The sequence below is a fragment of the Methanobrevibacter sp. genome, from assembly GCF_050872065.1.
GTDB lineage: Archaea > Methanobacteriota > Methanobacteria > Methanobacteriales > Methanobacteriaceae > Methanocatella.
In genome coordinates, this window is record NZ_JBNMGD010000044.1 from 1 (window position 1) to 11,920 (window position 11,920).

Consider the following 11,920-nt stretch of genomic DNA (forward strand, 5'->3'; position numbering starts at 1 on the left):
ATATAAATCCATATGATCCTTTCACATTTGATTTTTTAAATGTATCAGTATCTGTGTTTGCTGTTAAATAGACTATTGGTATTCTTAATTCTGAAATTACTTCAGCTGCTTCAATTCCTTCCATGTCTCCTTTTAACTTAATATCAATTAAAACAACATCTGGTACAGTTTCAGCTGCTATATCAATTGCATCTTGGCCAGTATCTGCAGTGTCTATGACTTCGTAGCCTCTTTCTTCTAAACTAAATCTTAAATCTAATGCAGTAATAGCTTCATCTTCAACAATTAATAATCTTTTTTTCATTTTAAACTCCATATTCTATTTTTTTTACAGTTTAATAGATTTTTTTTAATTAAATCCCCTTGTTAGTATCCTGCGGTATTACATCATATCATTTTTATATGAAAGATATTATCAAGTATTTATTTGAATAGCATTTTTATAAAACATAATATTTATATGTTATGTACAAAAGCTTTTTAATCATGAAATATATAATATTATTGTTATGAAGATTTTCATGAAGATTTTCAAATATTAATTTTTTAAGGAGTTATTATATGACTTGTAATATTTTAGTTGGCGGTGCATGGGGTGATGAAGGTAAAGGAAAATGTATTACTTACCTTTGTGACAATGATAAACCTGATATTATTGCTCGTGCAGGAGTTGGGCCAAATGCAGGCCATTCTGTTGAATTCAATGGGGAGAAATATGGTTTAAGATTAACCCCTTCCGGTTTCGTACATACTGGTGCTAAGCTCATGATTGGAGCAGGGGTTTTAGTAAATCCAGATGTTTTATTTAAAGAGTTTGATGATTTAAAGAAATATAATGTAAAAGAGAGGATGTGTGTTGATCCTAGGTGTGCTATCATTAGTAAAGAGCACATGGAAAGGGATAAATCTTCTGAACATTTAGCTAAAAAGATTGGAAGTACTGGATCTGGTTGTGGACCTGCAAATTCGGATAGAGTATTAAGAACAATTGATTTAGCTCGTGATATTCCTGAACTTGAAGATTATATAACTGATGTTTCTTTGGAATGTAATGAAGCTATTGATGATGGTAAAGATGTATTTATTGAAGGATCCCAAGGTTTTGCCTTATCTCTTTATTATGGAAGTTATCCATATGTAACTAGTAAAGACACTACTGCATCTACATTTGCTGCAGATGTTGGTGTTGGACCAACTAAAATAGATGAAGTTATTAATGTATTTAAATCTTATATTTCTCGTGTTGGTGAAGGACCATTTCCAACTGAAATGACTCAAGAAGAAGCTGAACGTCATGGATGGGAAGAATATGGTGTTGTAACTGGACGTCGTAGAAGAATAGGATACTTTGACATGGATCTTGCAAAAGAATCTTGTAGAATTAATGGTGCAACTCAAATTGCTTTAACTTGTGTTGATAAATTATATCCTGATTGTGCAAGAACTCAAGATTATGGTGAGTTATCTGCTGAAACTAAATCTTTTATTGAGGATATTCAGTCTGCAACTGGTGTACCAGTAACTATTATTTCAACTGGACCAGATTTAAAAGATACAATTGATTTAAGAAAAGAGTTATTATAACTTCTTTTTTTAACTTTTTTTAATAAATTTTTGACTATGTGAATTTTATTGCACTTTTTTTTAAAATAATTTGATACTTTTAAACCTTGCATTTAAGTAAATATTTTTTTCAATTCTTCTGGAGTATGGATGTTTTAAAAAAGGAAAATTTAGAAGAATTTTAATTTATGGATTATTTTTCTATATAAACAGTTAATTTTCTTAATCTAAGTTATTTATTTGATTTTTTTTATATGTATAATCATTATACGGATTATTATTTATTTAAAAGCAATGTATTTATAATCATGTTTTAGATATTAAATAATGTGATTAATTTAATTAATACATGGTGAAAAAAATGAATAAAAAGATTACATTTATTTTGGTGTTAGCACTTGCTGTATGTTTAGCTATTGGTTCAGCTAGTGCTGGTCTTTTCGACTTTTTAGGTGGAGGAGATGACACTGTAAAAATAGGTTACTTGCCTTCTGATCACGATGCAGCATTATTTGTTGCTGATGCTAAAGGTATGTATAAAGATAATAACATTACTGTAGAACTTGTTCAATTTAACAATGGTGGAGATTTAATGACTGCTATTGCTAGTGGAGAAGTTGATGTTGGATATGCTGGAATCACTCCAATTTTATCTTCAATTGAAAAAAATGTTCCTGTAAAAATCATTTCTTCTGCTCAAACTGAAGGTACAGGTATTGTTGTGAATGATGCTTCTGGAATCAAATCTCCTGCAGACTTAAAAGGAAAAACTATTGCAACTCCTGGAGAAGCTTCTATTCAACATGCTTTACTTGTTTACTATTTAAATCAAAATGGTATGACAATTGATGATTTAAACGTATCTGCAATGAAAGTTCCTTCTATGAATGATGCTTTAAAAACTGGTCAAATTGATGGTATTGTCACTTACCAACCTTATGTGTCCATTGCTGCAAATCAAAGTAATGCTCATGTATTAGAAGATTCATCTGAAATATTACCAAACCACCCATGCTGTGTGGTTGCTGCTTCTGATGATTTCATCAAAAACCATGAAGATCAAGCAAAAGCTATTGTAGATATTCATGAAAATGCAACTAAATTCATAAATGAAAATGTTAAAGCAGGTAAAATTGATGAGATTGTAAAACTCTTACCTCAAGACATAGTTTCTGATGAAGGTTTAGAAGCTAACTCTTTAGGTAGCTTCCCGTTCATATATGGTATTGATGATGATTTCAAATCAGATGTGGATGAATTCCAAGCACTTGAAGTAGAAATAGGACTTTTAAATAAAACTATTCCTCAAGATAAAATTTATTGGGAAGCATAGTTAATTAACTATGCTTTTAATTTTCTTTTTTTTAAAAAATTAGTATTTTTCGTATTCAGATTTTAATGTATCCATAGCTTTTTTAGTTTTTTCATCTGAAACTTTATTTATAACTCTTTGATTTTCAATTAATCTATCCATATACTCTTTTCTTTTTTCTTCATCTACGATTTTGTATCTTGAGAAGTTAACTAATGTTTTGATTAATGCAGGCAGTCCTCTGTTGAGTGCTGTTGCTCTTTCATCATTAATAACTAATTTTCTGATTTTTCCATATATAAGATAAATGTTGTTATCCCCTTTAATTGGGAAATTTTCAGGTGTTTTAATTTCAACATCTTCAACATCAATAATAATATAAGCAGAAGTGTTTTTAATGATTGCTATTGAGTCATCATTAGTATAATATTCATCACCTAAGCAATCTAGTGTAGAGTATGTGAAAACTAATGGATCTTGTGTTATGTTAACTACATATTCTTTAGTATCTAGGATATTCTTTAGGGTTTTTGATCCTTCAAATATATTACAATAAACATTGTCATCACCTAAGTATTTAAATGCAAATGCACCTGCATTTTTTACACCTTCTTTGCTGATGGTGGTGGTAATACATTCATATTGTAAATTTGCTTCAATTCCTATTTTTGATAAGTCATATTTCATTTAAATGCACCTCTTTTTTCAAAATAGTCGTTTCCTTTTTTAATTAATTTTACAAAAATATCTGATAAGTTGGTTAATGCAAGTTTAAGATTTTTATCTTCTGTTTTTTCTATGGTTTCATCAATATTTCGTACATATTCCGGAAACATTACCATTCCATTTTCAAAAAATGGATCATATTCATTAATGTTAATTTCTTCTTGTGATAAATCATTTGAGATATTATCATATAATTGGCTTAAATCATTAAAGCAATTCTCGATATCAGGAATTATATCGGTTGCTATATTGTTGTCTTCAATTTTTTGAAAAATAGAATTTAAACGAATCATAGAAATAGTATATAATTCTAAATCAATTTCACCATCCATAATATCACCTATATGGTTAATTATGAATTTAATATTTATTAAAGTTTTAAAAAAAGAAAAAGAGTTAATTTCTCATGTGAGAAATTATAATTTAATTTTAATATCGAGTGCACTTGAACCTTCTTCGTAAACGAAGATTGGGTTAATGTCTAACTCAGATATTTCTGGGAAGTCTAAAGTTAATCTAGCTACTCTTTTAATAGCTTCTTTAACTTCTTCAACATCGCAAGGTGCTTCTCCTCTGTATCCTGCAAGCAATTCAGATACTTTGGTACTGTCGATTTGCTCATCGATTTCTTGAGAGCTCATACCTTTTGCAAGGTTAAATGAAACATCCTCAATAAGGTTAACATAAATTCCACCCATACCAAATGCAATCATAGGACCGAATTGTTTGTCACGAATCATACCAACAATGACTTCTTCACCTGAATCCATCATTTTTTGTACTTCTACACCATCAGGAATAATATCTGGATGTGCTGCTTTTGCATTTGCGATAATTTCATCATAAGTTGCTTTAGCTTCTTCAGGGCTACTAATTCCTACTTTTACACCACCGATATCAGATTTGTGTAAAATTTTATCGGATGCAATTTTAAGTACAACAGGGAATTCCATTTCTTCTGCAAGTAAAGCTGCTTCATCAGCACTAGTGGATAATTTGATTGGTGCTGCTGAAATTCCATATGCTTCAGCTACTGCATATGCTTCACTACCAAGTAATGTGTCTCTTCCATCAGTTTTAACTTTTTCAAATATTGCTTTTACACTGTCTTTATCAACATCAGTCACATTTTCAACAACATCGTCATATACTCTATCTTGGAGTTTTGCATAATCGGTCATTGCTTTGAGTGCTGTTACTGCAGTTTCTGGGAATACGTATGTTGGTACTCCATTTTCTCTTAGAACTTCGTTTGCTTTTTCAAAGGATGGACCACCCATGTTTACAACAATGATTGGTTTATCAAATTCTTTTCTTTCTTCTAATATTGCATTTGCAATTCCATCAGGATCTGCGGATGCGGTAGGACAAACCATAACGATTAAACTGTCAACTTCATCTTGACTTAATACAATTTCTAAGGATTCTTTATATCTACTTACAGGTGCATCTCCTAATACATCAATAGGGTTTTTAGCACTTCCTTCTTCAGTAACACATTTTTTAAGTTTTGCAGTAGTTTCCTCATCAAATTGGACAAGTTTTAAGTCTGCTTTTTCCATTGCATCTACGGTAACTACTCCTCCACCACCAGCGTTAGTAATAATTGCTACATTATCTCCTCTTGGAAGAGGTGCTTTTGAGAATGCTAAACCTAAGTCAAATAATTCAGCCATAGTTTCCACACGAATAATTCCAGATTGGCGGAAGGATGTATCAAATGCTAAATCACTACCTGCGAGTGCTCCAGTGTGGGATGATGCAGCTTCTGCTCCTGCGGAACTTGAACCAGATTTAAGTATAATAATTGGTTTTTTAAGTGCAGTTTCTCTCATAGTTCTTACAAAGTCTTCATCTTCAGAAATAGATTCTAGGTAACAAATGATTACATTAGTTTCATCATCATCTGCTAAATATTGTAATAATTCAATTTCATTCACACCTGCTTTATTACCTAGACTTATAACTTTACTGAATCCAATTCCAGAAGTTACACTCCAGTCGATGATAGCTACCATCATAGCTCCACTTTGTGAAATAAATGCCATATTACCAGTTGGTGGCATCATTTGTGAAAATGATCCATTTAATGGTGTATGTGAATCAGTAATTCCTAAACTGTTCGGCCCAATAATATTTATTCCGTATTTTTTACCAAGTGCTGTTAATTCTTCTTCTAATTTAGCACCTTCATCTCCTACTTCTTTAAAACCAGCAGTAATGACTACCATATTTTCGACACCAATTTCACCACATTCTTCAACTGCAGTATTAACCAATGTTGATGGAATAGTAATTATAGCAAGGTCTACTTTTTCAGGAATGTCTTTTATATTTGCATATGCTTTTTTACCTAATATTTCTCCGCCTTTAGGGTTGATTGGATAAATTGCTCCTTCAAATCCATCATTGATAAGATTATCAACAATAATATATCCAACTTTCCCAGGAGTATTGGATGCACCAATAACTGCTACAGATTCAGGTTTAAACATTTTATTGAGATCTACCATAAGTTTGTCTCCTTATTAACTTTAAATCTAATAATAATTTATAATGATAAATAATTAAAAATTATATTAAATTTATACTAGTTATAATTTTAGTTTTAGTTATATTTAACTATATGTTTATTTTACCTGTTTTATCATGAAAATTGTCTTAAAAAATTTTCATGAAGTGAATACACTCCTAAATATTCTCTTTAATAATCAGGTCTGTTAAACTTTATAACATAAGATTACTATAAATATATGTGACTATTAAATGATTGATATTTTGAAATATTTGAATATTTTAATAAATATCAAAATTAGGAGATATTATGAGCTTAATTATTGCTTACATAGGTAAAAAAGGATGTGTAATGGCGGCTGATAAAAGAAAAATAGGTTATTTTGGTGATAAAAAGAATTTGAATTTATTAGAAGATGAATTATATGGGGGATCCATTGGTACTGATGAAGAATTTTTAGCAAGAGCATCTGAACTTGGAATTTCAGTTAAAATCACTGACGATGCAAATAAGTTAAAAGTAGTTGGAAATTGTATTCGTGGTGAAGTAAGTACAAAAGGAACCATGGAAACAAAAAGGAGAAGAGTTTACGGTACAACTAACGGTTATCAGATTATTGAATTGTTAGGTTCACAGACAAAATCACGCACTGCCGGTGAAAGTGGAATTGTTATTTTCGGCAATAATTTTGCAAAGCAAGTAGCTCAAAGGTTAATTTCAAAAAAATTAAAAGGTTCTAAAAGTTTAAGGTATATGGGGGAATTATTTGAAGATATTTTAAAAGAAGTTTCTTCTAAGACTCCTACTGTTGGAAAGAACTTTGATGTTTTAATGCAGCAACCTAATTTCAATAAAAGTGAAGCTCAAAACCACTTGAACTTAACTATTGACCATGATATTAAAGTATTAACTAAATTTAGACAGGAATTAACAGAACAACTTGTTCAACAATCTATGGAAATTGAAATGGTTAATAAGATTATTGATAAGGGCAGTGTGGGTAATGTTGTAAATGTTGAAGGAAATATGGTAGTTGTTCAATTAAATGACAAAACACAAGCAATGGACAGTAACTGGAAACAATTGGCGGCACCAGGCAAAAATGTATTAATGTTTACTGAAAGTGGTAATGTAGAAATTGGAGATGAAGTTGTTATTGAAAATGAAGATTTATGCCTCAAAAAAGATAAATCCTCTCTTAAATGTGATATAATTTTATGTTCTTTATAAGGTGATTAAAATGAAAATTACATTTTTAGGAAGTGGTGGGGGAAGATTTTCAGCCATTTCTCAAAGAAGAATGACTGGAGGATTTAGAATTGATAATCTTGGTGGTAAGAACTATCATATAGACCCCGGTCCTGGGGCACTTGTTAGAACATATCAATTTGGCTTTGATCCTCGTAACTTAAGTGGTGTTTTTGTTTCTCATGCTCATACGGACCATTATAATGATGCTGAGATTTTAATTGAATCAATGACTAGAGGTATGACCAAAAATAATGGAACCATTGTTGGAAGCCCTAGTGTTCTAGAAGGTTATGATAAATGGGGGCCATGTATTTCTCAATATCATCAGTCAAAATCACGGACTGTTGTATTAAAACATGATGAATTTAGTGAGATTGATTCAATTAAAGTAAAAGGCACTGAAACTCAACATAGTGACCCTGCAGGTTCAGGATTTCAAATAGATTATAATGGATTCAAGTTATCTTATACTTCTGATACTGGTTATTTTGATGGATTAGTACAGGACCATGAGGGTGCGGATATTTTAATTGCTAGTGTATTGCGACCAGGAGAAAAATCAATCCCTGGACACATGTGTTCAAATGATTTCATTAATTTAATCGAAGAAGTAAAACCCAAAGTTGCAGTCATGACTCATTTAGGTCTTAAAATGATATCTAATAATCCTGTTGCTGAGGCTAAAAAGATTTCTAAAAAAACAGGTATTAAAACAATAGCTGCATTTGATGGATTGTCATTTAATATAAATTACAATAATCCAAGAAAATTCAGATTAATTTCACTTAAAGATGTTGAATCTTCAATGCATAGTACTAGTCATGCGCTGTTTAATAGTGGTAGGAGAAACTCATATCAAACTTCCGTTAAGAGGAAAGAGTTTGATGAGTTGTCCATAGTAAAGAAAAATTAATTATCTTTGTTTAAATTATTAGGATGAATAAGTCCTGAACGAATCATATGATCTGCAAGAATAATTGCAGTACTTGATTCAGCTACTACTGTCACTCTAGGACATATACAAGGATCATGACGTCCTTTAATTTCTATTTTTTCATTTTCCATTTTTTCTAAGTTAATTGAGTCTTGACATTTGGAAATAGATGGTGTAGGTTTAACAACAATCCTTGAAACTATTGGCATCCCGTTACTCATTCCACCAATAATTCCACCGGAATTGTTTGTCTTTGTTGTAATCTGATGGTTTTTAATTTCAAATTCATCGTTGATTTCAAATCCAGTATGATTTGCTACATCAAATCCAAGACCTATTTCAACTCCTTTAACTGCACCTATATTCATTAAAATTTTTGCAAGATCGCCATCTAATCTTTCAAAAATTGGTTCTCCTAAACCTTCAGGAACTCCAATAGCTATTGTTTCTACAATTCCTCCAATAGAATCTCCTTCTTGTTTTTTGGTTAAAATTAATTCTTCCATTTCTTTTGATGCTTTTAAGTCACCGCATCTAATTGGATTTTTTTCAATATTCTCTTTTATAATGTTGTATTCCTTAGGTTCTGCTTTAATGTTTCCAATTTGAGTTACATGTGAAACAATTTCAATACCTTGTGTTTTTAAGAGTTTTTTTGCTATTGCTCCACCAATGACATGGCCAATAGTGACTCTTCCACTACCTCTTCCTCCTCCACGGTAATCATAGTTTCCATATTTCATCATCCATCCAAAATCGCCATGAGATGGGCGGGGAGTATTTTTAAACATTGAATAATCTTTTGAATGTTGGTTTTTATTAAAAACAACACAGGCAATTGGTGTTCCATCAGTTTTACCTTCAAATATTCCTGAAAGTATTTGAACTTCATCACTTTCTTTTCTGGGGGTAGTTACACTGCTTGTTCCAGGTTTTCTTTTATCAAGTTCTTTTTGTATATCTTCTGAGTTTAATTCAAGGTTTGCAGGACATCCATCTACAATTGCACCTATTCCAATACCATGGCTTGAGCCAAAACTTGTTATTTTAAATTTTTCTCCAATTGAATTTGACATTTTCAGCCTCTTTTTAATGATTATTCATAAATTTTAATTTTTAAATTATATTAAAGTATCATATATTAGTTTAAATATTTTTAAATCAATAATTATTAACTAAGTGATTATTATGGAATTTCCAACTACAAGAATGAGAAGACTTAGAAAAAATGCTAAAATTAGAGATATTGTTCGTGAAACTAAACTTCTAAAAGAAGACTTAATTTATCCAATTTATTTTAAAGAGGAACTTCAAGGAATGGAAAAAGAGGAGATTTCATCTCTTCCAGGTGAATTTAGATATGCTCTTGATAGTGGTATTGAATTTGCAAAGCAACTTGAAAGTAAAGGGCTAAAATCAATTATTGTATTTGGAATACCAAAAGAAGAAACTAAAGATGAAATTGCTTCTCCTGATTATTCAGCAACTGGTATTGTTCAAAAAGCTATTAGAAGACTTAAAAAGGAAACAAATCTTGTTGTAATTAGTGATGTATGTTTATGTCAGTACACATCTCATGGCCATTGTGGTATGATTAGAGACAATGATGATACTGATGATGGAATTGAAATTTTAAATGATGAATCTTTACCTTACATTGCAAAAGTAGCATTATCTCATGCTGAAGCTGGGGCAGATATTGTTGCACCTTCTGATATGATGGATGGTAGAATAAAGGCTATTCGTGAAACATTAGATGAAAATGGGTATTATAATGTAATGATAATGTCTTATTCAGCAAAATATGCATCAGCATTTTATGAACCGTTTAGAGTTGCGGCTTGTTCATCACCCCATTTGGGAGATAGGAAATCTTATCAGATGGATCCCGGTAATTCTATTGAGGCGATTCGTGAATGTGAACTTGATGTAATTGAAGGATGTGACTTTTTAATGGTAAAACCAGCACTTCCATATCTTGATGTAGTCCGTATGGTTCGCGATGAGTTCATGTTGCCATTAGTTGCATATAATGTAAGTGGGGAATATTCAATGATTATGGCGGCTATTGAGAAAGGATATCTAACTGAAAGGGCAATTACGGAAGCGTTACTTTCAATTAAAAGAGCTGGAGCAGACTTAATAATCACTAATTTTGCACCATATTTACTTTTAAATGATGTGATAGAATGAATGCTTATGAAATTGCAAAAATAGCTCAAATTGCATCTGCACTTGAAGTTAGTGGATATCCAAAACCTGGAAATGTCCACAGGACTCGTGATTATGATGATATGGAATTTGAAGATTTTATAATAAGTGGAATTGTAATTGGAGATACTATTCGTGAAGCATGTGATAATGTTGATGTTGAAAATCCAAAATTGGGTAAATTTATATTGCAGGCAGTAGCTGAAACCGATAAATGGATTAAAAATAACACTAACCTTGGAATTGTTATGATGATAACTCCAATTGCGGTTGCAGCAGCTATTAGTGAGTCATTTGATGAAATTCGTGAAAGTATAAAAGTATTAATGACAAACACTTCCATCGATGATGCATGTGACTTGTATGATGCAATTAATATTGCAGATGCTGGAGGAATGGGTGATCAAGACGAATATGATGTTGCCAGTGACAATGCTAAAAATGAACTTAGGGAAAATAAGCAGACAATGTTTGATGTTTTAAAAATTTCTGCACCATGGGACATGTTAGCTCGTGAAATGACATCTGATATGCCTGCTGTTTTTGAAATTGGTTATCCTACTTATCATAAGTTGTCCAAAGAGAAATCTAAAAATGAAGCCTGTGTTTTAACATTCTTGACAATACTTTCACAGGTTCCTGATACTTTAATCTCAAGGAAATATGGGTCTGACGAAGCATTAAAGATATCCATGATGACTAGAGATTTGCTTAATATTAAAGATGAAAGTGATTTTGGAGATAAAGTTAAAGAATTCGATGAATTTTTATTTAAAAACAAGTATAATCCTGGAACAACTGCTGATTTAACTGCAGCTTCAATTTTTGTAAGTTATTTGAAAGATAATTTTGAATAATTTACTTTTTTTATTAATATGATACATTATTTTGTTTAATATTAATTTGAATAGTTAAAAAATATATATTTATTCAGACTTTTTCAATAACTATTTAAAGAATTAATTTAAGAAGTTATATTATTATAAGTTTTTTTTATTTAAACAATTGAGGTATTAAAAATGGAAATTAAATACAATAAACATGCAAAATACCCTCCATTAATTGAGGATTTAGTGAATGAATTATTAAAAGATGATTTCATACATTTCAAGATTTTATGTGCAAATGAGGTCCATCACTTCAACAAGGAGGATAATTCAATCATCAATTTTGAAAAAACATACATAAAAGAAACTTGTGAAAATGGGGATATGTTGTATATCGCGTATCCAGATATTTTCAGAGTTAAATTGTATAGGGATACAACTCAGTACCTTAAAGATAAGGAAGCTGATGTGTTTAATGATGTTGATTGGACAGGAAATAGGATTATATTCTAGTCCTATTTTTTTTAATTTTTATTCATGATGTTATATACTTGTGCATAATATATATATATATATATATA

At 30.7% G+C, this 11,920-nt stretch carries 12 protein-coding genes; 7 read left to right on the forward strand and 5 right to left on the reverse strand.

The features are described from left to right. Nucleotides 1–304, reverse strand: a 304-nt coding sequence (locus tag ACR0P1_RS06470) for a response regulator (protein WP_432645589.1), incomplete at its 3' end; no start/stop codon positions are given. Nucleotides 305–561: 257 nt separating this feature from the next. Here ACR0P1_RS06470 and ACR0P1_RS06475 point away from each other — a divergent pair. After that, nucleotides 562–1,584, forward strand: coding sequence for an adenylosuccinate synthetase (locus ACR0P1_RS06475; protein ID WP_432645590.1), 1,023 nt, complete (start codon nucleotides 562–564; stop codon nucleotides 1,582–1,584). A 340-nt stretch (nucleotides 1,585–1,924) separates the two neighbouring features. Continuing rightward, nucleotides 1,925–2,896: an ABC transporter substrate-binding protein gene (locus tag ACR0P1_RS06480; RefSeq protein WP_432645591.1), complete on the forward strand. Its 972-nt coding sequence runs from the start codon at nucleotides 1,925–1,927 to the stop codon at nucleotides 2,894–2,896. 39 nt (nucleotides 2,897–2,935) lie between these two features. On the opposite strand, the gene ACR0P1_RS06485 is transcribed toward ACR0P1_RS06480, so the two are convergent. From ACR0P1_RS06485 to acs, 3 genes are all read right to left on the reverse strand, one after another. Further along, nucleotides 2,936–3,562: a DUF447 domain-containing protein gene (locus tag ACR0P1_RS06485; RefSeq protein ID WP_432645592.1), complete on the reverse strand. Its 627-nt coding sequence runs from the start codon at nucleotides 3,560–3,562 to the stop codon at nucleotides 2,936–2,938. Beyond that, nucleotides 3,559–3,933: a hypothetical protein gene (locus tag ACR0P1_RS06490; protein WP_432645593.1), complete on the reverse strand. Its 375-nt coding sequence runs from the start codon at nucleotides 3,931–3,933 to the stop codon at nucleotides 3,559–3,561. Before ACR0P1_RS06490 ends, ACR0P1_RS06485 begins: the two co-directional genes overlap by 4 nt. A gap of 84 nt (nucleotides 3,934–4,017) precedes the next feature. Beyond that, nucleotides 4,018–6,114 carry an acetate--CoA ligase alpha subunit gene (gene acs, locus ACR0P1_RS06495; RefSeq protein WP_432645594.1) on the reverse strand — a complete coding sequence of 699 codons (2,097 nt, stop codon included), beginning with the start codon at nucleotides 6,112–6,114 and terminating at the stop codon, nucleotides 4,018–4,020. Nucleotides 6,115–6,425: 311 nt separating this feature from the next. On the opposite strand from acs, the gene ACR0P1_RS06500 reads away from it, so the two are divergent. Continuing rightward, nucleotides 6,426–7,346 carry a DUF2121 domain-containing protein gene (locus tag ACR0P1_RS06500; protein ID WP_432645595.1) on the forward strand — a complete coding sequence of 307 codons (921 nt, stop codon included), beginning with the start codon at nucleotides 6,426–6,428 and terminating at the stop codon, nucleotides 7,344–7,346. A 10-nt stretch (nucleotides 7,347–7,356) separates the two neighbouring features. Continuing rightward, nucleotides 7,357–8,280 carry an MBL fold metallo-hydrolase gene (locus tag ACR0P1_RS06505; RefSeq protein ID WP_432645596.1) on the forward strand — a complete coding sequence of 308 codons (924 nt, stop codon included), beginning with the start codon at nucleotides 7,357–7,359 and terminating at the stop codon, nucleotides 8,278–8,280. Here the strand turns inward: ACR0P1_RS06505 and aroC are convergent. Next, a complete protein-coding gene (gene aroC / locus ACR0P1_RS06510) occupies nucleotides 8,277–9,377 on the reverse strand; it encodes a chorismate synthase (protein WP_432645597.1) in 1,101 nt (366 codons plus the stop codon). The genes ACR0P1_RS06505 and aroC overlap by 4 nt on opposite strands. A 112-nt stretch (nucleotides 9,378–9,489) precedes the next feature. Between aroC and hemB the strand changes: the two genes are divergently transcribed. From hemB to ACR0P1_RS06525, 3 genes are all read left to right on the forward strand, one after another. Beyond that, nucleotides 9,490–10,494 (forward strand): porphobilinogen synthase, encoded by a 1,005-nt coding sequence (gene hemB / locus ACR0P1_RS06515; protein ID WP_432645598.1) that lies wholly within the window; start codon nucleotides 9,490–9,492, stop codon nucleotides 10,492–10,494. Beyond that, nucleotides 10,491–11,369, forward strand: a complete 879-nt coding sequence (locus tag ACR0P1_RS06520) for a triphosphoribosyl-dephospho-CoA synthase (RefSeq protein ID WP_432645599.1) — start codon at nucleotides 10,491–10,493, stop codon at nucleotides 11,367–11,369. Before hemB ends, ACR0P1_RS06520 begins: the two co-directional genes overlap by 4 nt. A 162-nt stretch (nucleotides 11,370–11,531) precedes the next feature. Beyond that, entirely contained in the window at nucleotides 11,532–11,852 is a 321-nt protein-coding gene (locus ACR0P1_RS06525; RefSeq protein ID WP_432645600.1) for a hypothetical protein, read from the forward strand. Nucleotides 11,853–11,920: the final 68 nt, after the last annotated feature.